Source organism: Turicibacter sp. H121 (genome assembly GCF_001543345.1).
Taxonomy (GTDB): Bacteria; Bacillota_I; Bacilli_A; order MOL361; family Turicibacteraceae; genus Turicibacter; species Turicibacter bilis.
Genome location: NZ_CP013476.1, coordinates 997,843 through 1,023,155 on the forward strand (window position 1 = coordinate 997,843; position 25,313 = coordinate 1,023,155).

Below are 25,313 nucleotides of genomic sequence, written 5' to 3' on the forward strand. Positions count from 1 at the left end.
GCATTTATTGTTTTTTCCATTTACAAAATCGATTTTCTAATAAATCAATGATAATAAATAAAGAAACTCCTATGAGACTAAGTATCAGAATACCTGAATACATATCAATGTAATTAATTCGTGACCAAGCATCTTGAATAAAATAGCCCATTCCCTGCTTTGTCCCATAAGCCTCCACAAAAAATAAAACGGATAGAGCAGTTCCAAGTGTGACGCGAATACTCGTTAAGAGTTCTGTTAAAATGGCTGGAAAGGTCACATGATAAAATAATTGTAATGAGCTGGCTCCTAAACTAATAAGTGAGTGATAGTTTTCTTTTGAAACATTAATGACCGCATCACGAACTGAGACAATCATTTGAAAAACGGTAATTAAAACAATAATCATAATTTTCGAGTTATCCCCAAGTCCATAAATGGTCATAACGACTGGTAACAAAGCTGTTTTAGGAACAGGATAAACAAAATAGACAAGTGGGTTGAATAGTTTATTCATACTCGGAAAATATCCCATTAACAACCCAATGATCGTTCCAATCAGAAAAGAAATGAACATTCCTAGAAATAAACGATATAAACTCGCAATAATATGAACCTCAAATCCATTTTGTAACAAAGTAGGTAAATGTACGTAAATTTTATCGGGTGTCGGTAACACGCGAGAATTCATGATCAACGCTAATAGATACCAAATAAAATTGAACAAAATAAACCCTTTAGCTAAATTCCACATTTTTTTAAAAATCATGACTCTTCTATCCACCCTTTCTTAATCAGTTGCTTTAAATGAGCATATAGGTGTGGATAATCTGAATGATTACGATAGTCCGTTAAATGAAATAGCGGATTATCTATGATTTTAACAATCTGACCCGGGTTATTAGATAAAACCATAATTTTTTTTCCCATATATAACGCCTCATCAATGCTATGAGTAACGAAGAACGTATTAATTTTAGATTCGCTCCAAACATCTAAAAAGAGTTGTTGTGCTTCTTCTTTAATGATTGCATCTAATGCTGAAAAAGCTTCATCCATCAAAAGAAGATCAGGCTCCATTAAATAACTCCTAACAATCGCAACACGTTGTTTTTGTCCACCACTCAATTCATGAGGATATCTCTTTTTTAAATGATCAATATTAAGACGTCTCATCATCTGATCCATTTTTTCTAGTGTAGAAGAAGTGATTTTCTCTTTTTTTATCTTAAATGAAAGTAGACAGTTCTCTTGTACTGTTTTCCACGGTAAAAGTCCAAAGTTTTGTGGAATTAAGCCGATTTTATGCGAATGAGGGTTAAGTACCTCCTGATTTAGGAGGACTTCACCCTCATGAGTCGTTATAATCCCAGATAAAACTTTAAGTAAGGTTGACTTTCCACAACCTGATGGACCAATAATCGCACAAATTTCATCACGATTCATGGTGAAATCAAGCTGATTTAGAACTTGAGTCGTTCCCTCTTTACCTTGATAGAAAACAGATAAATTTTTTATCTGTATCATACAGGTTCTCCTTCATCTAGTTATTTTGTCGCAACGTTATTTAAGACATCTTTTGCTGTAATATCTTTTGTTAATAACCCTTTTGCTGTTGCCCAATCAAATACTTTCTGAACCTTTTCTACATCTGGTAAGTAGTTATGTTTGAATTTTGGCAAAATGATGTTTCCACGAGTTTCTTCAGAATAACCAACTGTTTTAATGACAGCATCTTCATACTCGCTAATGTCTGTTGAATTAATATAATCTACAGCTTTATTATAAGCATTATAGAATCCTTGAATAGCTTGTGGATATTGTTCAATGACACTGTTTAAAAATGCAGTTACTGAAATCATGATATCTGTATTGTGAATTGTTTCAATTTCAACTGCACCATCGGCAATCGCTGTTTCATTAAATGGTGCTGGTAAGATAGCGGCATCAATTTGATTATTTCTTAATGCTTCTAAACGTGCTGGCATGGCAGGAATCGCGACTTTTTCAAAATCTTCTGCTGCAATTCCATTTAATGTAGTAATATCATCTGCTAAATATTCAATCATTGTGTTTTCAGAGATTCCGATTTTTTTACCTTTTAAATCTTCTAATGAGTGAATGTTTGATTGCTCTGTCGCTACTAATGTCCAGTATCCATTTGTTGCACCCGTAATTTGCATATCCATATCTGAGTTTTGATAAATTGCAATCGCTGTTTCATCTGCTAATACACCATCTAATTGCCCTGCCTGTAATGCCGCATCGCGGTCTTTAGCTGCGTTAAATAACTCTAAATTAACCTTAATTCCTTCTTCTTCAAAATAGCCATTTTCTTGTGCAATAACGAATGGAATCGTATCGATAGACCCCATAGCCCCAAAATTCAAAGTTACCGCTTCTCCTTCTTGTGAAGTTGATGCTCCTTCTGACTTATCTGATTGACATGCCGTTAATGTTAAACCAGCAGCCACAGCTAATGTTGTAACCAATAAATTTTTAATCTTCATATTTTGTATCCTCCCATTTCTTAAATAATTCATGTTCGATTTTTAAATAACTTAAAATTTTTCCGACAACGAAGTTAATGAGATCATCCATCGTTTGTGGATGATGATAAAAACCAGGCATTGCGGGAATAATTGTTGCACCTACCTTTGATAGACGGCACATATTTTCTAAATGAATCGTATTTAGGGGTGTTTCTCTCGGAACAATAATTAATGGACGTGATTCTTTTAAGGCGACATCTGCTGCACGACATAATAAGTTAGATGATAACCCATGACTAATTTCAGCCATTGTTCCCATCGAACAAGGTAAAATAATCACCGCATCAAAACCATATGATCCACTAGCCACACCAGCAAATAAGTTATTATTATCTTCTAATTTCAGATTAGAGTACTGTTGTTGCATTTCAGTAATCCAGTCTTCTAAATTTAAAGAAAGTTCATAGTTAAAGACTTTTTTTCCTGTATCTGTAGCAATGACATGAACTAAAATTCCTTGCTCTACTAATACCTCTATCATACGCTTCGCGTAAATACTTCCACTTGCTCCTGTAATTCCAACAACAATTTTTTTCATGATGTCTCTCCTAAATTAAACAATCTAATACACCCGTGATTAAAAAGACAATACTAATCACCTGATTAATACTATAAGAAGCTACTTTTACATTTTTTAAATTATCTGGTGCTACTAATTTATGTTGGATGATAAATAAAACAATATTAATCGTTAATCCAGCAAAATAAATGATTCCTAGATCCGGTGATAAGAGACCAATCATAATTAAGAAAGCAACCGCTAAGATATGAAAGGCGGATGAAATATGTAAGGCATTTTTGACTCCAAATCGTGCTGGAATCGAATGAATGCCATTTTTAACATCAAAATCGTAATCTTGTGCACCATAAATAATATCAAATCCCGCTACCCATAGCGTATTGGCAGCCCCCATTAAAAGAGGAATCCACGAAATAGTTCCAGTTACAGCTAACCATGCTCCAACAGGTGCTGCTGCAGAAGTTACACCTAAGACTAAATGACATAGCCAAGTAAATCGCTTCGTGTATGAATAAATCGTCATTAAAAAGAGCGCAATTGGGGATAAAATTAGACAAATCGTATTTAACTGCGCTGCTGCGAACACCATGATGGCAAAGCAAATCACAACAAAAATGATGACTTCCTTTTTATTCATTAATCCTTGCGGAATCTGGCGGGTTGCTGTACGAGGGTTTTTTGCATCAATTTCAGCATCAATGACACGATTTAAGGCATTTGCTCCTGTACGAGCTGAAAGAAAGGCAATTAAAACCCAAAAGATTGTTTTAAAACTCAAATGCCCTTGCCCAGCTAATAACATGGAAATAAGAGCAAAGGATAATGAAAAAATCGTATGTGAGAACATGACTAAAATTCCATAGTCATTAACTTTTTTATAAATCTTTTTAGTTAATTCCATACTCGCTCCATCTCCTTGTAACTTTTTCTTTAATTTCATCAGACATAACAATATCATTTGGCCATTGACGAGGATGCTGATCTAAGGCTGTCTTTTTCGTTGCATCAATTCCAACTCGATGACCAAAGTTTTGATCTGACACTTCAACAATTTCTAAATCTCGTTTAGCATCGATATTATTAAAGACTTTCCATGCCACTTTAGAGGTATCTTTTGCATCGACGTCTTCATCTACGACAATTAAGAATTTGTTAAACGCCATTTCTTCTTGATTCCATAGTTCATGCATTAAGTTTTGGACATCTCCTGACTGTTGTTTTTTCATAGAAACAATTAAGCATCCTTGAAGGACTCCCTGTAAAGGATAATCAAAACTTTGAATTTGAGGATGAGTTTCAAGATAAGAAGTGAAATCTTTCTGCTCAGCTATCTTCCACTCCACCATCTTGCCTTCTACTTCAAATTTTCGTGTAGCATCAACACCTAATCGATAACCATAATGATCGGTCGCTGATGAGTGGTCTAATGCATCTAATGGGCCTTGTGAGAAGACTAAATCTTCTTTAAGATCTAAAGTTTTAAAGATGTGATTTGCGACCATTTTCGTATCATGAGGGTTAATGTCTTCATCCACAACAATGATCATTTTAGCATACATCATCTGTCCCATCCCCCATAGAGAATTCATTACTTTCTTTCCATGACCAGGGAATCGCTTTTTAATAGAGACGATGACGCAGTTATGAAAGACACCTTCAAAGGGTAGAGAGTAATCCACAATCTCAGGATAAATCATTTTTAAAAGCGGTAAAAATGCTCGCTCAGTTGCTTTGCTCATATAACAATCTTCCATCGGTGGTCGTCCAACAATTGTTGCTGGATAAATCGCATCTTTTTTGTGTGTGATACACGTGACATGAAAAGCTGGATACATGTCAGCTAATGAATAATAGCCCGTGTGATCGCCAAATGGCCCTTCTAATCGTAACGCTTCATTGACATCAACATATCCTTCAAGAATAAATTCTGCATCGGCTGGAACATAGATATCATTCGTAATCGATTTAACCATTTTGACTGGACGTTTTCGTAAATAACCTGCAAACATCATTTCATCAATCATTTTAGGTAATGGAGCAATTGCCGAGAAGATAATAGCTGGATCACAACCAATCGCTACTGAAACTGGCATTTTCCCACCTAACTGGCGATATTTATCATAAATTTCGCGGCCATCTTTATGCCAATGCCAATGCATACCTGTCGTATTTTTGTCAAAAATCTGCATCCTGTACATTCCTGTATTTTGAACTCCAGTGTCTGGATCCTTCGTCATGACTAATGGTAAGGTAAAAAATCGTCCTCCATCTTCAGGCCAACATTTTAAAACCGGTAAGGTTGAGAGATCTGGATGATGTTCAATGACTTCTTGGCAAGCCCCTTTCATCGGTAATTTCCAAGGAAAAACAGCTAAAAGTCTCATCAAATTTGGAATTGACCGAATCAGACTCGGAATCTTTATATAATTTTGCATATTAATTAAGTTGGCAATATCTCGCTCTAAATCATCTAGCTCATTTACACCAAGTGCCCAACTCATTCGATCATCACTTCCCATCGAATTAATTAAGACAGGATAGTTTGATCCTTTTACATTTTCAAATAACAATGCGGGTCCGTACTGTTTTGAAATTCGATCTGTAATTTCTGTAATTTCTAATTCTGCATCGACCTCTGCTGTAACCTTGACTAATTCTCCTCTTTTTTCTAAGAGGTTCATAAACGATCGAATATCTTTAAATGCCATTATTTCCTCCTCAAACTTTTTATTAATTCTCCTCTTGAAACTTTTATTTTTTCTCTCCTTTTCAAAAGAAAAAATATAGTTCAAATAGTTCATTTTTCACCACAAACTCTATTATAAAATCTCTTGTATCAAAATTTCTACATTTTATTACAGATTATAATAAGCAGTTTTTAAATAATGGAATTTTTTATGTAATATTCCAGATAGATTCTAATAGAATCATAACTGACGAATTATTTTGTCGAACTTTGTATAACGTAATTTGAATTGAAAACGAAACCAAATTCGAACATCCCCCTATCAAAGATAATTATTTTTCTTCATCATAAACATCTATCATTGGCTACTATAAAGAACATTAGATGAATTTAATTTATTTTTATCTATATACATGGCGAAAAGCTTTTAACATGATTTGAAAGAACTCTTATCATAGAGATTGCTTTGATATAAGTTCCTTTCAGAATCTTTTTACTATAGCTAGTATATAAGAAAAACCATCAATTAGATTTCGCCATATATAGAATATAAAAAAGAAGAAATTGACTTAACACAATTTCTTCCTACTATTTATAGTTAGTCTACCAATCAGCTTTATGTTGAGATGATTCCCTTACTCACTCTGAGTCATTAATTCAATTCGAATTAATAATTCACTCAAATGATCTTCGGTAACATTATAAAAACACCCTTCTTCATCTCGATAAAACCATGGTGAATTTAAATCATCTACATAGGCAATTCTATCGTATAGATGGTTCCAATGCATCAATTCTCCCTTTGATTCACGTAAAATCAAATCTTGAAGACGTTGTTGTGACCATAAATATTCAGAAACAACTCGCTCTATTTTCTTTGATCCATCGATTACTCCATGAATAGCATCTTCCAACTTATTCTCTTTAATTAGCCTCTGGATATCTCTCATCATATTTAACACCATTTACTTCCTTTCCATTATTATTGATCAGCTTTTCATTCTATTGTTTTCTCATCATCTATGAAGTAAGTAAAAGTCAAAATCAGCAATACATAAGATAGTCCTAGTTTGAACATTTTTCAACTAAATATTCCCTAATACAGGATATTTTTGTTCTTTTTTCTAATCATTGATTTAAACAAATAGAGCTTTTGGCCTATGCCAAAGCTCTTTCTCTCTCTGTTTTTAAATCAGTTTATGTTAATTATTAAAATCTCCTCAGGTTGTTAAATTAAAATAAATAAAAAAAAACACCACACAAATGGTGGTGTTTCAAAATCAAAACTATTTAGTGTTGATTCCGTATTTTTTGTTGAAGCGTTCGATACGTCCATCAGCTTGAGCGAATTTTTGACGTCCTGTGTAGAATGGATGACAGTTTGAGCAAGTGTCAACACGAATTTCTTTCTTAACAGATCCGCTTTCGAATTCGTTTCCACAAGTTGTACATACTACGTTAATACGGTTGTATTCTGGATGGATTCCTGGTTTCATTCTAGTTCACTCCTTCGGCCCTGATTAATTGATTAATCAGAGAAAGTCTATATAACAATAGAATTATACTAAATTTATAGTACTGGTGCAATAAAAATTTTCATGAATCGATCAATTAAAATTTGACAATTGCTATGAAATTAGTTAATTGCAAATAAAGTACTCTATCTTAGCATTCCATTTTTATTTTGTTTTATTATTCTGTTACAGTTTCACGCCAAACTTTAGCACCGATATTGTTTAATTTTTGTTCAATATTTGAATATCCACGATCAATATGGTATGTATTTCCGATTTCGGTTACACCCTCAGCAATTAACCCCGCAATCACTAATGAAGCTCCCGCACGTAAGTCTGTTGCTTTTACGCGAGCAGCATGTAATTTTGTTGGTCCTTGAACAATCGCAGAGTTTCCTTGAACTTTAATATTTGCTCCCATTTTATTTAATTCGAAACAATTTTTGAAACGATCAGAATAGATTGTATCTGTTACCATTCCAACCCCAGTTGCTTGTGTTAATAAAGTCACTAATGGTTGTTGTAAATCTGTTGCAAGTCCTGGATAAGTACTTGTTTTAAAATCAACGGCTTTCATTTCTTTGCCGCCACGTACAATGACATGATCTGCATGAACATCAATATCCACACCCATTTCGCGTAATTTTGCAATTAACGCCTCTAAGTGATGAGGAATAATGTTATCAATTTTAACTTCTTCTCCAGCGACAGCTGCTAAAGTAATATATGTTCCAGCTTCAATACGGTCAGGAATAATTGCATGACGTGTGCCATGAAGTGATGAAACTCCCTGAATACGAATTTCACCTGTTCCTGCTCCTTTAATTTTAGCTCCCATACTATTTAAAAGATTAGCTAAATCGATAATTTCTGGTTCTTTCGCAGCATTTTCGATTATCGTTGTTCCTTCTGCTTTAACGGCAGCTAACATAATGTTAATCGTAGCCCCTACTGAAGCAAAATCTAAATAAATCTTAGCTCCTGTTAATTTCTCGGCTTTTAAGCGAATCGCTCCCGATTCTTGTGTAATAGTTGCTCCTAAAGCTTCAAATCCTTTTAAGTGTAAGTCAATTGGACGTGGACCTAAGTAGCAACCCCCAGGCATTCCAATCACTGCTTCTTTAAATTTTCCAAGTAAAGCCCCCATAAAATAATATGAAGCTCGTAATTTATTTACTGCACCCTCTACTAATGGTGTATTGATTAAATTTGTAGGATCTATAATTAACTCGTCATTATCTATCTTATATGTACCATTTAATTGTTCAATCATCATCCCTAGATGCTCAACATCCACAATCTGTGGAACACCTTCTAAAATAACTGAAGAATCCGCTAAAATGGCCGCAGGAATTAAAGCAACTGTACTATTTTTAGCACTATCAATTCGGACCGTTCCGTTTAATGGATGTCCTCCTTCTATTTTAATCACTTCCATCGACGCTCTTCCTTTCTGTTTTTACACGAATACCTATTGTATTATATCAAACTTTAGCCCAAGTTGTTAAAGATATTTTCACCTTTTATAGCGCTTAAGACATAATTTTCAAAAAATTTCTTAATTATCTATTATCTCAAGTAGATTCGACACGAAATCGCTTTTGATTTTTGTTAATTTAAATAATATTTTATCAAAATGAACCGAACGAAAAAAGAGGAAGAAAAGACCTCTGTAATCTAGGATGATTACTTAGATTCTTTTATGGTAAAGTAAATTTCAAAAATGCAATCTTTTCTTTAGCAAGAATACGCTTCTCACTTCATATTTTTCAACATTAATTATCTTTTCCTATCGACTTATCATTATCCTCTCTGCTTTTTCTTTTCATCTATTGTCACATCCTGTAAAATACTAGGTGATAGGAGGGATTTCATCTATGAGAAAACTTGAAGTATCAAGCATTATTCCAAAGATTGAATCAATGTGTATTGAAGCAAACTATAATGCAAGCTCATCACTTATGACGACATTAAGACAAGCTCAAGAAAACGAAAGTTCTACTCTTGGGCAAACCATCTTAAGTCAAATTATTAAAAATGATGAAATTGCAACAAATTCACAAGTACCGATGTGCCAAGATACAGGAATTGTTGTCGTATTTGTTGAGATTGGTTCAAGTATTCAATTGATTGGAAACCTTGAAGAGGCCATTCATGAAGGTATCCGACGTGGATATCAAAACGGTTATTTAAGAAAATCAGTCGTTGCACATCCTCTAGACCGTATCAATACGAAGGATAATACGCCAGCCATCATTCACTACCAATGGGTAGAAGGCGATGAATTAAAAATTACGATTGCCCCTAAAGGTGCTGGAAGTGAAAATGTCAGTGCGGTTGGAATGTTAAAACCATCAGATGGCTATGAAGGGGTTAAACAATTTGTCCTAGATACGATTTTAAAAGCTGGAGGAAACCCTTGTCCACCGATTATTGTCGGAGTCGGGGTTGGTGGGAATTTTGAAAAATGTGCCCTACTCTCTAAGCAAGCATTAATGCGTCCATTAGAAGATACATCATCAGATGAAATTTGCGCACGTCTTGAAAAAGAATTATTAACTGAAATTAATGAGTTAAATATCGGTCCAATGGGGTTCGGTGGAAGCACAACTGCATTAGCCGTCAAAGTTAATGCTTATCCATGCCATATTGCATCTTTACCCGTGGCAGTCAACATTCAATGCCACGCCTCAAGACATGTCACAGAAATTTTTTAATTAAAGGATGAGGACAATGAAAATTAACTTACCGTTAACAAAAGAAGTCACTAAAAACTTAAAAGCTGGGGATATTGTTGAATTATCTGGGATCATTTATACAGCACGTGATGCAGCTCATAAACGATTAATTGAACGTTTAGATGCAAATGAACCATTACCATTTGATTTAAAAGATAGTATCATTTACTATGTCGGTCCAACACCTGAAAAACCAGGTGCCGTCATTGGATCGGCAGGTCCGACGACAAGTTATCGAATGGATGCTTACGCACCGACCCTTTTAGATTTAGGATTAAAAGGAATGATCGGTAAAGGTCCACGTAATCATGAGGTAATTGATGCGATGAAACGTAATGATGCTGTTTATTTTGCAGCTGTTGGTGGTGCGGCGGCGCTTCTTGCTTTACATATTAAAGAAGCTGAAGTGATTGCTTTTGATGATTTAGGAACAGAGGCGATTCGCCGCTTAGTGGTGGAAGATTTCCCTGTTATTGTGGCGACAGATTGTCATGGTAATAGTCTTTATTCAACTCAAAACTAATCGAAAAAACTATTTGGAGGATTTATTATGAATGTTTTTGAACAATCGTTAGCATTACATGCACAGGCTCGCGGAAAAATCGAGATTAATTCAAAGGTTAAGGTTGAGTCGAAGGAAGATTTAAGTCTAGCTTATTCACCTGGTGTTGCTGAGCCTTGTCGTGTGATTTCAGCAAATGAAGACGAAGTATATACTTACACAAGTAAAGGAAATATGGTTGCCGTCATTACGGATGGTTCAGCTGTTTTAGGACTTGGAAATATTGGTCCGAAAGCCGCTTTACCTGTTATGGAAGGAAAGTCTATTTTATTAAAACAGTTTGCTGGGGTAGACTCTTTTCCTCTTTGTCTTGATACACAAGATCCTGAACTGATTATTCAAACTTGTAAATTGTTAGCTCCATCTTTAGGAGGAATTAATTTAGAGGATATTTCGGCACCTCGTTGTGTCGAGATTGAGCGTCGTCTAATCGAAGAAATGGATATTCCGGTTTTCCACGATGACCAACACGGTACAGCTATCGTTGTGAGTGCAGCTTTAATTAATGCTTGCCAGTTAACCGATCGTAAATTAGAAGATTTAAAAGTAGTTGTGAGTGGAACCGGAGCAGCGGGAAGTTCCATTATTAAAATGTTAAATCAATTAGGGGTTGGGGATATTATCGGTTACAACATTGATGGAATTGTACATCGTGATAAAATTGATCGCTATGACTTCTTAACAAAAGAGTTAGTTGAAATTACAAATAAAGAAAACTTCATCGGTGATGATACATTAGCCTCTGCGTTAGTCGGTGCTGATGTATTTATCGGAGTCTCAGTTGCCAACATTGTGACACCTGAAATGGTTCGTTCCATGAATAAAGATCCTTTCATCTTTGCGATGGCGAACCCAAATCCTGAAATTATGCCAGAAGATGCATTAGCAGGTGGCGCTTTAGTCGTCGGAACAGGTCGTTCAGACTTCCCTAATCAAATTAATAATGTTTTAGCTTTCCCTGGTATTTTCCGTGGAGCTTTAGATGCGCGTGCCACAAAAATCAATGAAGAAATGAAATTAGCAGCCGCAATGGCTATTGCCTCATGTGTCCCAGAAGAAGAGTTACGCGCTGACTTCATCATCCCTTCGCCATTTGATCCAAAAGTCGCTGAACGCGTAGCAGATGCTGTTAAAAAAGTAGCAAAAGAAACAGGCGTAGCTCGTATATAAACAATATAATCTATATCGCTTTGGAGAAATTGAATATCGCTTCGATTTGTTGTTTCTTATGAACCAGGAGGCCTAAGTGATAAGTTGCATATCATTGTTGATACGCAGACTGGGATTAACTACATAAAGATTTGTTATGATCATGTCTCTGGCCTAACTCCTTTATTATATAAATCAGTCATACTATCAACGTATTTTAAGAACTTAGCTTGACTTAAAATCTCTAGATTATGTATTGGTTTGTATATAGATGCCGAAGGACAAGTTGTTGTGAAACCCATTGCTAAAAAATAATATATTAAAACAGCATGATTGATTATGCTGTTTTTTTTACTGAGAAGGAATTAAACGTGATGCAAAAATTTAGAGGATTTATTACTATGTTGAAAACAATATTAACCGTTAGATGATGTATTAAAAAAGTTATCCACAGCTATCCTATAATCAGATTTTTTGACGTTTAAATGTAAAACTAAATTTAGCTTCATATACTGAGATTAAAATGTCTAATTTAGAGCAATTTCCTCTGATTGTGAATAACTATTACGAGCTTCATGCTTCTTCTGTACCTAAAAATTTAATTCACTTCCTACAATCACCCTATCGTACGTGTGAGGAAGTCGGGCATACCTTCTTATCACTCATATCTGATGCTAAAAAAGAAAAACTAAATCTTTCTATCCTATCGGTTTATGGAACTTATGACTGTTAAAAAAATCTTTATGATGAATATTGTTGAGAAGATGATTAACAAATAGCTGATACATACAGTCCACACCCAATTCATAGTGAGCATCAACCACAATGTGCATTTATCATGAATAAAGAAATGGAACCAACGAAAATCATTTGGTTAGGTGAATATGCCCATGAGTATAGATTCATTATTCGCTATCCACAACCACTAACTCATTTAACTAGGTATCAATATGAACCGTGGCATATCACCTATGTTGAGAAATCAGTAGAAGAGCTGATAAAACAAAATCAAATTCAAATGTTAAAAAAATATAAAGTGAATTTTATGGATTATCGCTTATAAAAAAACTCGTCTAAAGACGAGTTTTTATTTTAGTGCGATTTCTTTGTAGACTTTTCCATCAAATGTTTTAACTTTAAACTGATCATGATTTAAAATCCCATATGAATTTGGATGATTTTCTTTTGGTAAGGTTGTCGATCCTGGATTTAAGATGTAAACACCATCTTGTTGTTTTAAAACTGGCACATGGATATGACCAAAAATGAAGATATCACCTTCAATTAATGAGCTCGGAATTTGTTGATCATTATAAAGGTGTCCATGTGAGGCCATTAATTTACGATTTTTTAATGGAATGATGTTATAATCTGCTGTAATGGGGAATTCTAACACCATTTCATCAACCTCACTATCACAATTTCCACGAATCGCAATAATTTGGTGTTTGATACTGTTTAATAATTTAATAACTACTTGTGGATTATAGTCTTGTGGTAGCGGGTTTCTTGGTCCATGATACAATAAGTCACCAAGTAACACTAAGTAATCCGCTTGCTCTTCTTCAAAACGTTCTAATACTTTTTTTGCCCAATAAGCTGATCCATGAATATCCGATGCGAACATTAATTTCATCTACTTCACTCCCTCTTTTTTTCTATACTTATTATAACAAGAACCTTATCTCTTTTATGTAAAAATTAAAAAATTGTGATTTGTTTTTGATTAATAAACTAAAAAAGACGACTGGATCAATTACAATTTGTAATTCAACCAATCGTCTTTTAGAACTTTTCTGCTTCCCCTCAGAAAAGTTCTTTATTTATTTAATACTCCCGAAATAAATATGATTTTCTATCTAAAAAGGTTCATCAATTATAACAAGCTCATGTAACGTTTTAATTCCCATTCATGAACAGCTAAACGATACTCATCGTATTCAGCGTGTTTCGCTTCAACGAATTTTTCAAAAATATGAGCACCTAAAGCATCTTTAATAACTTCATCTTGCTCTAATAATTTTACAGCTTCTGATAATGATCCTGGTAAAGCTGTAATTGAATGTGCATCTAATTCTTCTTGAGTCATTTCAAAGATATTTTCTTCAACTGATGCTGGAGGTGTTAATTTGTTTTTGATTCCATCTAATCCAGATGCTAAGATTGCAGCTAATGCTAAATATGGGTTAGCTGATGGGTCAACTGAACGTACTTCTAAACGAGTTCCCATTCCACGAGAAGCAGGTACACGTACTAGTGGCGAACGGTTAGATGGTGACCATGCCACGTAAACTGGAGCTTCATAACCTGGAGTTAAACGTTTATATGAGTTAACTGTTGGGTTAGATACGGCTGTGAAGTTACGAACGTGTTTTAAGATACCAGCCATAAAATGATATGCTGTTTCACTTAATTGTAAATCTCCTTCTTTATCAAAGAATGCATTTGATCCATCTTCATTGAATAATGAAACGTTACAGTGCATTCCTGAACCGTTGATTCCAGCGATTGGTTTTGGCATGAATGTTGCATATAATCCGTGTTTACGAGCAATTGATTTAACAACTAATTTAAATGTTTGAATTTTGTCACATGCTGCTAATACATCATCATATTTGAAGTCGATTTCATGTTGCCCTGGAGCAACTTCGTGATGAGATGCCTCAATTTCAAATCCTAATTTTTCAAGTTCGATTACGATATCACGACGGCAATTTTCTGCTAAATCTAATGGTGCGTAATCGAAGTATCCACCGTGGTCATTTAATTCACCGGTTGGTAATCCATTCTCATCTAATTTGAATAAGAAGAACTCAGCTTCTGGCCCTAAATTGAAACGAGCAAATCCTAATTCTTTCATTTCACCTAATACACGGCGTAAGTTAGAACGTGGGTCTCCTGCAAATGGAGTTCCATCAACATTATGAACATCACAGATTAAACGAGCAATTTTAGCTTCTCCTGGCGTCCAAGGGAAGATTAACCATGTGCTTAAATCAGGATATAAGTACATATCACTTTCTTGAATACGAGTAAATCCTTCAATTGACGATCCATCGAACATCATTTGATTGCTTAATGCTTTTTCTAATTGAGATAAAGGAATCTCAACATTTTTTACTACCCCAAATAAATCTGTAAACATTAAACGAATAAAGTTTACGCCTTCTTCATGTGCAATACGTAAGATTTCCTCTTTTGTTAAAGTTGCCATTTAGAACTCCTCCTCATAATCCATTAATAATCATTGATTTTCCCAATTATAGATACTGCCCTATTCTAGATAATGATACACCCAGTGATTGAGTCTGTTAATCTTATCGACATTGATCAAAATTAACAAAAAAGGGTTCACTAAACAAGTGTTAAACAAAACACATTGTTTAATGAACCCCATTGTTCATCATCTATTAGTTTAAATATTGTTTCTTAAAGACGCCTTTGTCTATGTTTCCATTATATGAGATTTCTCTAATAAAATCAACTGTTTTTTTTATAACTTTTTAAAATTCTCTCAGCAAGTTCTAACTTACTAATTCGTAGTTCCATACTACGTTTTTGAATATAGCGATGTGCCTCATCCTCTGTCATATTCTGATTTTGTTGTAACGCACGCTTAGCTAACCGTATAGTTTTCTCAGTTTTTTGAGCTTGTTCTAATTCGTTAACTTTTGATTCTAATTGTCTGACTGTTTGACCGTATTTCGTCAAGACACGTAGCATCGTTGATAAAACAATGGATTGAACCGGCTTTTCACAAAATTCAAAATACGGATCTTGTCTATAATAAAACTTTTGATAAGACTTTCCTAATAATAAAACTGCTTGACGTTCATGAATCAATGTTTCTACAAGTGATACAATACTCATTCCTGGCAAATCTTCATCCACAATAACTACTTCGGGTGCTAATGCTTTTGACCGGCGAATTAAATCATATCCATCCGTCGTTATCCCTACGACTTCATAACCAGAACTCGTTACTTGGGACCTAATTGTTGACACTAATCTCTCTGATTGTGATGCAATAATAATACGCTCTCCCATGAATCCACCCTTTTCTAGTTAGATAAACAATTCATTTTTCTCACTGTAAATTTATTATGTACTTGTCATTGTGACAAATACCTTACGTCATAACTAATAAATCTACTTATAATTATCATGCTCTCTATTTCATTCTTTGTCAATATTCACCCATCCTAAAATTGGAAAAACAAACAGAGACATAAATACATCTTATCAATTTTTTATAGTATTTTATAAATATTATCGTTTGTTAATAACTTAGTTAAAAATAGATTCCTTCTTAATTAGATATTATTGTATATCATTTACATTTATAAAAAAGGAATCGAACATATCGATTCCTAATTAATTATCTTGTTAACCAACTTTCATCACTTGGATCTTTACGCCATGCCGATAATTTTTCAATTGATTCTTCAGAGATTTCTCCAATTTCTGCTGCAACTTCAACTAACGTTTGATAGTTACATAATGAAACATTTTTGCATGATGCTGCTTCTAAGTTCTTTAATCCTGTTTCTAATTCATACGAGAAGATAGAAACGATCCCTAATACATCGCATCCTAATTCACGTAAAACTTCAACAGCTTCAATTGAAGATTTTCCTGTTGAAATTAAATCTTCAACAACGACTACTTTCATTCCTTCTTTAACTAATCCTTCAACTTGGTTCCCACGGCCATGTTTTTTAGCTGATGAACGTACGTATCCCATTGGTAAGTCTAATTTATCCGACATAATTGCAGCATGAGGAATACCAGCTGTCGCTGTCCCCATTAACATTTCACACTCAGGATAATGTTCTTTTACAATTTCACATAATCCTGCTTCGATGTCACGACGAACTTCTGGATAAGATAATGTTAAACGGTTGTCACAATAGATTGGTGACTTGATTCCCGATGTCCAAGTGAATGGATTTTCTGGACGTAATAATACGGCGTGAATATTTAGTAAGTGTTTAGCAATTGTACGTTTCATAAATAAATCTCTCCTCACAGTTATAATATTTTATGAATCTTATAATCCAAGAAATTGTTTATTAATTAACTGATATGTTTCAACTGGATTTTGTGCACGTGTAATTGAGCGTCCCACTACGATGTAATCTGATCCTAATTCACGTGCTTTTTCTGGTGTGACGACACGTTTTTGATCATCTACACTGTCACTAGCCTGACGAATTCCTGGTGTACATGTTACGAAATCTAATCCTAATTTTTCATGAATTTCTTTTGTTTCTAACGCAGAGCAGACGATTCCATCTAGACCAGCCTCTTTTGTAAACTGGGCATATTTTAATACTGTGTTTGGTAACGTTTCATTGATTAAAATTTGCTCTTGCATCATTTCTTCACTTGTTGACGTTAATTGAGTGACCGCAATACATAATGGTCGTTTTTCACCTTCTGGGGTTCCTTCAATCAATCCTTCCACAGCAGCTTTCATCATCGGAATAGTTCCTGCAGCATGAACATTTACCATATCTACACCTAAGCGTGCTAAGTTTTTCATCGCACTCTTCACTGTGTTTGGAATGTCATGTAATTTTAAATCTAAGAAAATTTTATGGTTTTTCTCTTTTAAATACTTGATGATTTGAGGACCTTCTGCATAAAACAGTTCCATCCCAACTTTAACGTATAATGATTCTTCAAACTGATCAATGAATGCTTTTGTCTCTTCAAAATTTTTAAAATCTAATGCAATGATAACTGCTTTATTCACGTAGAACACCCTCCCTTTTAGTTGCTTTAATTCTAGTAACCCAATCTAACCTTTATAAAATTCAGAATAGTGCTAATCCCTATTTACCACTCAGTTCAGCTTTTTATACACTCTAGCTTCAAGCTCCAGTCTTTTATACAAAAAAATCCTCTTTCAGCCTATGAGTATGCTAAAAGAGGATACACGAATTCCATAAAAATAATTGGGAATATATTAAAATATAAACGTGTTCTTCTCAGCCTCACGGGACCGAATTAAAGCTTTCTCAGTAATTATAGAAGATACCCTATTTTTTGTCAACTATTGAAGTAGTTTCTATCAAATTTTTATCCCTTTTTGAAAAAAAGTGTAGTCGATTACTAAACCTCTTTTATCATTTATTTATGAGCATATCCGACTGCATCGCTTAATTTTTCAAATCCGTATTTGTCTAATACTTCTGGTAAGCGGTCGATGATATCCACACATGCATATGGGTTGATGAAATTAGCTGTCCCTACAGCAACGGCACTCGCTCCTGCGTATAAGAATTCTAACACATCTTCTGCTGTCTCAATTCCACCCATTCCGATAATTGGAATGTTAACATTTTTATACACATCATGAATCATACGTAGTGCAACTGGTTTAATCGCAGGTCCTGATAATCCACCTGTTCCATTAGCTAAGATTGTTTTTCCTGTTTTTAAATCAAAACGCATTCCAAGTAACGTATTAATCATTGTAATTCCATCCGCCCCTGCCGCTTCAACTGCTTTTGCAATCTCAACAACATTTGTGACATTTGGGGATAATTTAATATAAACTGGAACACTTGAAACTTCTTTAATTGCTTTCGTTAATTCTGCGGCAACATTCGCATCTGTTCCGAAGGCAATTCCACCTTCTTTAACATTTGGACATGAAATATTGATTTCTAAAGCAGCTACATTTGGTGCTTTAGAAATTTTTTCAGCAACTGTAACGTATTCTTCTAATGTTTTACCTGCCACATTTGCGATAATTGGTAAATTATATTGTTCTAAAAATGGTAATTCACGCTCAATAATGACATCAACACCTGGGTTCTGTAATCCGATTGCATTTAACATTCCACCTGGTGTTTCAGCCACGCGTGGTGTAGGATTTCCAATACGCGGCTCATCGGTTGCAGCCTTAATCATGATAGATCCTAAACGTGACAAGTCATAATATTCAGCGAATTCCCGTCCAAATCCAAAGCATCCTGATGCTGGGATAACTGGGTTTTTAAGATTTAATCCTGGTAATTTAACTGCTAAACGATTCATTATAATGCAACCTCCCCAAGTTTGAATACTGGTCCTTCTTTACAAACACGAGCCATTTTCCCACTGTTTAATTGACAAACACAAGCATAACAAGCTCCAATTCCACATGCCATGCGCTCTTCAAATGATAAATATCCTTTTTTCGTTTGACCGAATTGTTCATCAATCGCTTTTAACATCACTTTTGGTCCACATCCATAAATCCAGTCGAAGTTTAATTGTTTGGCATTGATTAATTCAACAACATTACCTTTGTAACCATGACTACCATCCATTGTCGTGATGTATACGTCTGCATAAGCTTTAAATTCTTCTTCATAGAAAACATCAACTGAAGAAGCGAATCCTAAAACAGCGATCACTTTGTTACCTTTTGCATGTAATCGTTTGGCCATTTCGTACATTGGTGGAACTCCAATTCCTCCCCCAACTAATACAACTGTTTCATTTGCTTGAACATCTTCAATGTCGAATCCTGTTCCTAGCGGTCCTAAAATATCAACTTGTTCACCTGCTTGTTTTTGAGAAAGAAGTTTTGTTCCTTCTCCTTCTGCACGGTAAATCATCTTAAATTGATTTAACTCTTGATTAATCTCACAAATTGAGATTGGACGTCTTAATAGTGGATAAGCCACCTCGTTAATTTTAATATTGACGAATTGCCCTGCTTGCAGCATTCCTTGAACTAAGTTTCCACTTAAAATAATTTCATACACATTTTTTGCAATTAACTTTTGACTGACAACCGTCATATTCTGAACTTTACGCATAGATGGAACCCCCTATAATCTAGATTCTATTTAAATTAAACTTCTAACTATACTTTATTTAATTGCTTATTGAAACCGACATCTAAAAAGATGTCGGTTTTATAAACATTGGATTAGATAGCTGCGTCAATTGCAAAGCTCATTGATTCTAATACTTTATAAACCGCGCGCGCTGTATCTAATGATGTTAAACATGGAATGTTATTTTCTACCGCTTCACGACGAATTAAGAACCCATCTGTGATGCGATCTTTTTTACTTACTGAGAATGTATTGATAACGAATTGAACTTGTTGTCCACGGATTACGTCTAAAACTGTTTTACCTTCTTCACCGATTTTTGCGATTGGAACAGCGTAAATTCCGTTTTCATGTAATAACTTACAAGTTCCTTCTGTTGAAATTAATTCATATCCGATTTCAGTGAATTGACGTGCTAGTTCTACTGCTTCTTCTTTATCTTTATTTCCAATGGTGAATAAGATGCGTCCATGTGTTGGCATCTTCATACCTGCTGCAACTAACGCTTTGTATAATGCCTTTTCTAACGTACGATCCTTACCGATTGCTTCCCCTGTCGACTTCATTTCTGGGCCTAAAGAAATGTCTACTTTACGTAATTTTGAGAACGAGAAGACTGGTGCTTTAACATAAACACCTTCAGAATGTGGATGATATCCTGTTTCATATCCTTGCTCAACTAACGATTGCCCTAAGATTGCCTTTGTTGCAATATTAGCCATTGGGACGTTTGTGATTTTACTTAAGAATGGTACGGTACGAGATGAACGTGGGTTAACCTCTAATACGTAAACTTCTTCTTCTTTCGTCACAACGAACTGGATATTTAATAATCCGATGATTTTTAAACCACGAGCAATACGTGTTGTATAATCGATTAATTTATCCATAACTTCTTTTGATAACGTTTGTGGTGGATAAACTGCCATTGAATCCCCTGAGTGAACTCCGGCGCGTTCAATGTGTTCCATAATTCCTGGAATATAAACATTTTCTCCATCAGAAATCGCATCGACTTCAACCTCTTTACCTGTTAAGTAACGGTCGATTAAGATTGGATTTTCCCCATTTTCTTTTAATGCCTCTTTCATATAGCGTTCGATTTCAGCATCATTATCGATGATTTCCATCGCACGTCCACCTAATACATATGAAGGACGTAATAAGACTGGGTAACCGATACGGTTAGCAATTTCTTTTGCCCCTTCAACTGATTGGCAAGTTGCTCCTAATGGTTGAGGAACTTCTAAATCTTTTAATAATTTTTCGAATTGATCACGGTCTTCTGCACGGTCAATATTTTCTAAAGATGTTCCTAAAATTTTAATTCCACGTTCTTGTAACTTAGATGCTAAGTTAATTGCTGTCTGTCCACCGAACTGAACGATCACTCCTTCAGGTTGCTCTAAGTCAATCACATGCATAACATCTTCGATTGTTAATGGTTCAAAATATAATTTATCTGAAATTGAGAAATCTGTTGAAACTGTCTCAGGATTATTATTAATGATAATTGCTTCATATCCTGCTTGTTGAATTGCCATTACACAGTGTACTGTTGCGTAATCAAACTCAACCCCTTGTCCGATACGGATAGGTCCTGATCCTAATACAACAACGCTTGGTTTATCTGTACGTTTTGATTCATTGAATGTTTCGTATGTTCCATAGTAGTAAGGTGTTTTTGATTCAAATTCTGCACTACATGTATCTACCATTTTATAAACTGGCATTAATGATTTTTCTTTTCGGAAGTTGTAAACATCTAATTCAGTAGAATTCCAGTATTTTGCGATTGTAATATCAGCAAACCCTAAACGCTTAGCTTGTCCTAAAATGTCTAGGTTCCAAGGATTTTCTTTTACAACTGATTCGAAATCGATGATTCCTTTTAATTTCGTTAAGAAGAATAAATCAATTTTTGTGACGTTGTGGATTTCTTCGATTGTTGTTCCACGGCGGATTAACTCACTGATCACGAATAAACGCTCATCATCTGCAAACTTCGTACGTTTCCATAAGATTTCATCTGATTCTTCTTTTAATGATTCTAACTCAACATGATAAACCTTTGTTTCTAATGAACGAACAGCTTTTAATAATGACTCTTCAAAGTTACGCCCAATTGCCATAACCTCTCCTGTTGCCTTCATCTGAGTTCCTAAACGACGATTAGCTGAATTGAATTTATCAAATGGCCAACGTGGGATTTTAGCAACAACATAATCTAATGCTGGCTCGAAGCAAGCATAAGAAACACCTGTCACTGGGTTGATGATTTCATCTAATGTTAAACCTACAGCGATTTTTGCTGCGATTTTTGCGATTGGATATCCTGTTGCTTTAGACGCTAAGGCTGATGAACGAGAAACACGAGGGTTGACTTCGATAACATAGTAGTTAAAGCTATTTGGATCTAAAGCTAACTGTACGTTACATCCACCTTCGATTCCTAAAGCACGGATAATTGTTAATGAAACATCACGTAACATATGGTATTCACGATCAGCTAATGTTTGAGATGGAGCGACGACGATAGAATCTCCTGTATGAATTCCAACTGGATCAAAGTTTTCCATGTTACATACGACAATCGCATTATCATTTGCATCACGCATCACTTCGTACTCAATTTCTTTATATCCCGCAATTGATTTTTCAATTAAACATTGTGTAACTGGTGATAAATTTAATCCATTTTCAACAGTTGTACGTAAACCTTCTTCATCTTCTACGATTCCTCCTCCGGTTCCACCTAATGTAAAGGCCGGGCGAACGATAATTGGATATCCGATTTCATTTGCGAAGTCTACTGCTTCTTCAACGGTATTAACAATTACCGATTCTGGAATTGGTTGGTTTAATTCAAACATTAATTCACGGAACATGTCTCGGTCTTCTGCTTTTTTAATGGCTGCTAAATCTGTTCCTAAAATTTCAACACCACATTCTCTTAAAATTCCATCCTCTGCTAATTCAACGACTAAGTTTAATCCAGTTTGTCCTCCAAGTGATGGTAAAACGGCATCTGGGCGTTCCTTTCGGATAATTTTGCTTAAAAATTCTTTCGTTAAAGGTTCCATGTAAACTTTATCAGCAACTTCTGTATCTGTCATAATCGTCGCTGGGTTTGAGTTAACGAGAATGACTTCATATCCTTCTTCTTTTAAAGATTGGCAGGCTTGTGTTCCTGCATAGTCGAACTCTGCTGCTTGCCCGATGATGATTGGTCCTGAACCAATAACTAAAATTCGGTTAATATCTGTACGTTTTGGCATCCTTGCTTCCTCCTAATTTCTCTATTTCATCATAAAAATTATTTTAAATTAGCAATAAAACGATCGAATAAATAACTTGCATCGTCTGGTCCTGGTGATGCTTCAGGGTGGTATTGAACAGTAAATGCTTTATATTCTTTATGTTTTAATCCTTCAACTGTGTTGTCATTTAAAGCAACATGAGTGATTTCTAGTGGTGTATTTTCAACTGATTGACGGCATACTTCATATCCATGATTTTGAGAAGTAATGTGAACTTTGTTTGTTTCTAAATCTTTAACTGGATGATTACATCCACGGTGTCCAAATTTCATTTTCTTCGTGTCTGCACCATTTGCTAACGCGAATAATTGATGCCCTAAGCAGATTCCCATTAATGGATATTTTTCCTGAACTTCACGAATCATTGGTAAAGCTTCAACGACATCTTTTGGATCCCCAGGTCCGTTACTTAAAACAACTCCATCTGGATTTAAGTGATCGATTTGAGAAGCTGTCGTATTAAATGGGACAACGATGACTTCACATCCACGTGCTGTTAAGTCACGGATGATTCCTTTTTTCACACCAAAATCAACTAAAACAATACGATGTCCCTTTCCTGGTGCTGAGTAAACCATTTTTGTTGATACCTGTTCAACATGACGATCTAATACTGGTGTTGCTTTTAACTCTGCTAAAATTTCTTCATTACTTTTATTGATGTCTGCAATCATTCCACGGATAGCTCCATGCTCACGAATTTTAATTGTTAAAGCACGAGTATCCACATTACATAAACCTGGTACACCTTTTGCTTCTAATAATTCGCTTAATGTTTTTGCTGAACGCCAGTTTGATGGCACTTCACAATACTCTTTAACAATTAAGGCTGATGCTGATGGTGAGAATGATTCAAAGTCATGATCATTAATTCCATAGTTACCAATTAAAGGATACGTCATCGTAACCATTTGTCCAAAGTATGATGGGTCCGATAAAATTTCTTGATATCCTGTCATCCCTGTATTGAATACGACTTCCCCGGTCATCGGTTCAAGGCATCCAAATGCTGTTCCTAAAAATACTGTTCCATCTTCTAATACAAGTTTACGATTATACATCATTTAACCCTCCTATTAATTCACCTGTTCGTCTTTGTAGACCACTTTGCCATCTACTAATGTCATCACTGGCCATCCCGCTACACGGTAACCATTAAATGGCGTATTCTTTCCTTTTGATAAAAATTGAGTTGAATCAATTTCCATCTCTTTATCTAAATCGATGATGGTAATGTCTGCTACTGCTCCAACTTCTAATTTTCCGTATGGTAAATTGAAGATAGTTGCAGGCTTTGTACTCATACAATCAATTAATTGTTTTAACGTCATCTTCCCTGTTTTAACGAATGTCGTATACATTAATGGAAAAGCTGTTTCTAATCCGACAATCCCAAATGGTGCTGTTTCAATTCCCCATGCTTTTTCATCTTCATGATGTGGAGCATGATCTGTTGCAATAACATCAATTGTTCCATCTAATAAACCTTGCACACATGCTATGCGATCAGCATCAGCACGTAGTGGCGGATTCATCTTGAAGTTTGGATCATCGTTAACGATGTCTGTATCACAAAGAATTAAATGATGCGGTGACACCTCAGCAGTCACATTAATTCCTTGGGCTTTTGCAAATCGAACTAATTCAACACTTTCCTTCGTACTAATGTGGCAGATATGGTAATGAACCCCCGTCGCCTGAGCTAACATAATATCACGAGCTATTTGCGCTGATTCGCTAACTGATAAAATTCCGCGATGTCCATTTGCTTTTGCGTATTCTCCATCATGTAAATATCCACCGAATAACAAACTATCATCTTCACAGTGTGCAACAATTGGTTTATTCACAGCCTTGGCACGTTGCATCGCTTGATACATTACACCCGCTTCTTGAATTCCACGTCCATCATCTGAAAACCCTAAGATACTTGTTTCTGATAAAGCCTCAACATCAACAATCTCTTGTCCTCTCTCACCAAGGGTGATAGCTGCATACGGGAAAACACGTACTTGTGCCGATTGTTGTAATAACCCTTCGATATAGGTCACACTTTCCATTGAATCTGGGACTGGAATCGTGTTTGCCATCGCTGCAATCGTTGTATATCCACCACGTGCGGCAGCTTTCGTTCCTGTTTCAATTGTTTCTTTTCGCTCATACCCTGGTTCTCTTAAGTGAACATGAACATCGATTAATCCTGGCGAGACTAATTTTCCTGCTAAATCATAAACTTGTGCCTCAGTATTTTCAATACATTCAGTCATTTCAATAATGATTCCATCTTTGACTAAAAGGTCAACAGCTACTAATTCATTACTCTCATTGATTTGTCGCCCATTTTTTAAAAGAATCATGACACTTCACTCCCTACTCCATAAGTTTCTAATAGTATTTAGCCCTACTACTTGAATTGAACTATTATAACTTTTACTCTTATATCATCTAGTTTCAA

The 25,313-nt window shown here is 35.2% G+C and carries 25 protein-coding genes; 6 read left to right on the forward strand and 19 right to left on the reverse strand.

What is annotated here, in order from left to right; genetic code table 11:
- Nucleotides 1–4: 4 nt before the first annotated feature.
- The 9 genes from AT726_RS04930 to AT726_RS04970 form a co-directional block, all read right to left on the reverse strand.
- Nucleotides 5–748, reverse strand: coding sequence for an ABC transporter permease (locus AT726_RS04930; RefSeq protein WP_055244784.1), 744 nt, complete (start codon nucleotides 746–748; stop codon nucleotides 5–7).
- Nucleotides 745–1,506 (reverse strand): ABC transporter ATP-binding protein, encoded by a 762-nt coding sequence (locus AT726_RS04935; protein WP_055244786.1) that lies wholly within the window; start codon nucleotides 1,504–1,506, stop codon nucleotides 745–747. Before AT726_RS04935 ends, AT726_RS04930 begins: the two co-directional genes overlap by 4 nt.
- A gap of 20 nt (nucleotides 1,507–1,526) precedes the next feature.
- The gene (locus AT726_RS04940; RefSeq protein WP_055244788.1) at nucleotides 1,527–2,489 is read right to left on the reverse strand and encodes an ABC transporter substrate-binding protein; all 963 of its coding nucleotides are present in this window, start codon (nucleotides 2,487–2,489) and stop codon (nucleotides 1,527–1,529) included.
- A complete protein-coding gene (locus tag AT726_RS04945) occupies nucleotides 2,479–3,069 on the reverse strand; it encodes a UbiX family flavin prenyltransferase (protein WP_068759169.1) in 591 nt (196 codons plus the stop codon). The genes AT726_RS04940 and AT726_RS04945 overlap by 11 nt, the downstream gene beginning before the upstream one ends.
- Before the next feature lie 10 nt (nucleotides 3,070–3,079).
- Nucleotides 3,080–3,952, reverse strand: a complete 873-nt coding sequence (locus tag AT726_RS04950; protein WP_068759170.1) for a UbiA-like polyprenyltransferase — start codon at nucleotides 3,950–3,952, stop codon at nucleotides 3,080–3,082.
- The gene (locus AT726_RS04955; protein ID WP_068759171.1) at nucleotides 3,939–5,759 is read right to left on the reverse strand and encodes a menaquinone biosynthesis decarboxylase; all 1,821 of its coding nucleotides are present in this window, start codon (nucleotides 5,757–5,759) and stop codon (nucleotides 3,939–3,941) included. The genes AT726_RS04950 and AT726_RS04955 overlap by 14 nt, the downstream gene beginning before the upstream one ends.
- Nucleotides 5,760–6,372: 613 nt before the next feature.
- Nucleotides 6,373–6,699, reverse strand: coding sequence for a hypothetical protein (locus AT726_RS04960; RefSeq protein WP_055244796.1), 327 nt, complete (start codon nucleotides 6,697–6,699; stop codon nucleotides 6,373–6,375).
- Between the two features lie 324 nt (nucleotides 6,700–7,023).
- Nucleotides 7,024–7,233: a 50S ribosomal protein L31 gene (rpmE, locus tag AT726_RS04965; RefSeq protein ID WP_055275253.1), complete on the reverse strand. Its 210-nt coding sequence runs from the start codon at nucleotides 7,231–7,233 to the stop codon at nucleotides 7,024–7,026.
- 196 nt (nucleotides 7,234–7,429) lie between these two features.
- On the reverse strand, nucleotides 7,430–8,689 hold the full coding sequence (locus AT726_RS04970) for a UDP-N-acetylglucosamine 1-carboxyvinyltransferase (protein ID WP_055275255.1): 1,260 nt from the start codon (nucleotides 8,687–8,689) through the stop codon (nucleotides 7,430–7,432).
- A 439-nt stretch (nucleotides 8,690–9,128) separates the two neighbouring features.
- Here AT726_RS04970 and AT726_RS04975 point away from each other — a divergent pair, with 439 nt between their 5' ends.
- The 6 genes from AT726_RS04975 to AT726_RS04990 all read left to right on the forward strand — a co-directional run bounded on the left by AT726_RS04975 (nucleotide 9,129) and on the right by AT726_RS04990 (nucleotide 12,763).
- Nucleotides 9,129–9,968: a fumarate hydratase gene (locus AT726_RS04975; protein WP_055244802.1), complete on the forward strand. Its 840-nt coding sequence runs from the start codon at nucleotides 9,129–9,131 to the stop codon at nucleotides 9,966–9,968.
- Nucleotides 9,969–9,984: 16 nt separating this feature from the next.
- Complete coding sequence (locus AT726_RS04980) at nucleotides 9,985–10,512, forward strand: Fe-S-containing hydro-lyase (protein ID WP_055275257.1); 528 nt, start codon at nucleotides 9,985–9,987, stop codon at nucleotides 10,510–10,512.
- A 27-nt stretch (nucleotides 10,513–10,539) separates the two neighbouring features.
- Nucleotides 10,540–11,721, forward strand: coding sequence for an NAD(P)-dependent malic enzyme (locus AT726_RS04985; RefSeq protein WP_055244806.1), 1,182 nt, complete (start codon nucleotides 10,540–10,542; stop codon nucleotides 11,719–11,721).
- Between the two features lie 84 nt (nucleotides 11,722–11,805).
- A complete protein-coding gene (locus AT726_RS13570) occupies nucleotides 11,806–11,934 on the forward strand; it encodes a DUF6440 family protein (RefSeq protein WP_370456852.1) in 129 nt (42 codons plus the stop codon).
- A 319-nt stretch (nucleotides 11,935–12,253) separates the two neighbouring features.
- The gene (locus tag AT726_RS12715; protein WP_158508540.1) at nucleotides 12,254–12,433 is read left to right on the forward strand and encodes a hypothetical protein; all 180 of its coding nucleotides are present in this window, start codon (nucleotides 12,254–12,256) and stop codon (nucleotides 12,431–12,433) included.
- Nucleotides 12,434–12,538: 105 nt separating this feature from the next.
- Entirely contained in the window at nucleotides 12,539–12,763 is a 225-nt protein-coding gene (locus tag AT726_RS04990; RefSeq protein ID WP_068759172.1) for a D-alanyl-D-alanine carboxypeptidase family protein, read from the forward strand.
- Nucleotides 12,764–12,787: 24 nt separating this feature from the next.
- Here the strand turns inward: AT726_RS04990 and yfcE are convergent, their stop codons facing one another.
- The 10 genes from yfcE to AT726_RS05040 form a co-directional block, all read right to left on the reverse strand.
- Entirely contained in the window at nucleotides 12,788–13,336 is a 549-nt protein-coding gene (yfcE, locus tag AT726_RS04995; protein WP_055275260.1) for a phosphodiesterase, read from the reverse strand.
- Between the two features lie 240 nt (nucleotides 13,337–13,576).
- On the reverse strand, nucleotides 13,577–14,914 hold the full coding sequence (glnA, locus tag AT726_RS05000) for a type I glutamate--ammonia ligase (protein ID WP_068759173.1): 1,338 nt from the start codon (nucleotides 14,912–14,914) through the stop codon (nucleotides 13,577–13,579).
- A gap of 266 nt (nucleotides 14,915–15,180) precedes the next feature.
- A complete protein-coding gene (locus AT726_RS05005; protein WP_055242511.1) occupies nucleotides 15,181–15,747 on the reverse strand; it encodes an ANTAR domain-containing response regulator in 567 nt (188 codons plus the stop codon).
- Nucleotides 15,748–16,078: 331 nt separating this feature from the next.
- A complete protein-coding gene (pyrE, locus tag AT726_RS05010; RefSeq protein ID WP_055305072.1) occupies nucleotides 16,079–16,711 on the reverse strand; it encodes an orotate phosphoribosyltransferase in 633 nt (210 codons plus the stop codon).
- Nucleotides 16,712–16,750: 39 nt separating this feature from the next.
- The gene (pyrF, locus tag AT726_RS05015; RefSeq protein WP_068759174.1) at nucleotides 16,751–17,458 is read right to left on the reverse strand and encodes an orotidine-5'-phosphate decarboxylase; all 708 of its coding nucleotides are present in this window, start codon (nucleotides 17,456–17,458) and stop codon (nucleotides 16,751–16,753) included.
- A 377-nt stretch (nucleotides 17,459–17,835) separates the two neighbouring features.
- Nucleotides 17,836–18,747, reverse strand: coding sequence for a dihydroorotate dehydrogenase (locus AT726_RS05020; RefSeq protein WP_055242505.1), 912 nt, complete (start codon nucleotides 18,745–18,747; stop codon nucleotides 17,836–17,838).
- Complete coding sequence (locus AT726_RS05025) at nucleotides 18,747–19,517, reverse strand: dihydroorotate dehydrogenase electron transfer subunit (RefSeq protein WP_068759175.1); 771 nt, start codon at nucleotides 19,515–19,517, stop codon at nucleotides 18,747–18,749. The genes AT726_RS05020 and AT726_RS05025 overlap by 1 nt, the downstream gene beginning before the upstream one ends.
- A 113-nt stretch (nucleotides 19,518–19,630) precedes the next feature.
- On the reverse strand, nucleotides 19,631–22,816 hold the full coding sequence (carB, locus tag AT726_RS05030) for a carbamoyl-phosphate synthase large subunit (RefSeq protein WP_055242500.1): 3,186 nt from the start codon (nucleotides 22,814–22,816) through the stop codon (nucleotides 19,631–19,633).
- 38 nt (nucleotides 22,817–22,854) lie between these two features.
- Nucleotides 22,855–23,919, reverse strand: coding sequence for a carbamoyl phosphate synthase small subunit (locus AT726_RS05035; RefSeq protein WP_055275269.1), 1,065 nt, complete (start codon nucleotides 23,917–23,919; stop codon nucleotides 22,855–22,857).
- Between the two features lie 15 nt (nucleotides 23,920–23,934).
- Entirely contained in the window at nucleotides 23,935–25,215 is a 1,281-nt protein-coding gene (locus tag AT726_RS05040; protein ID WP_055275271.1) for a dihydroorotase, read from the reverse strand.
- Nucleotides 25,216–25,313 lie beyond the last annotated feature (98 nt).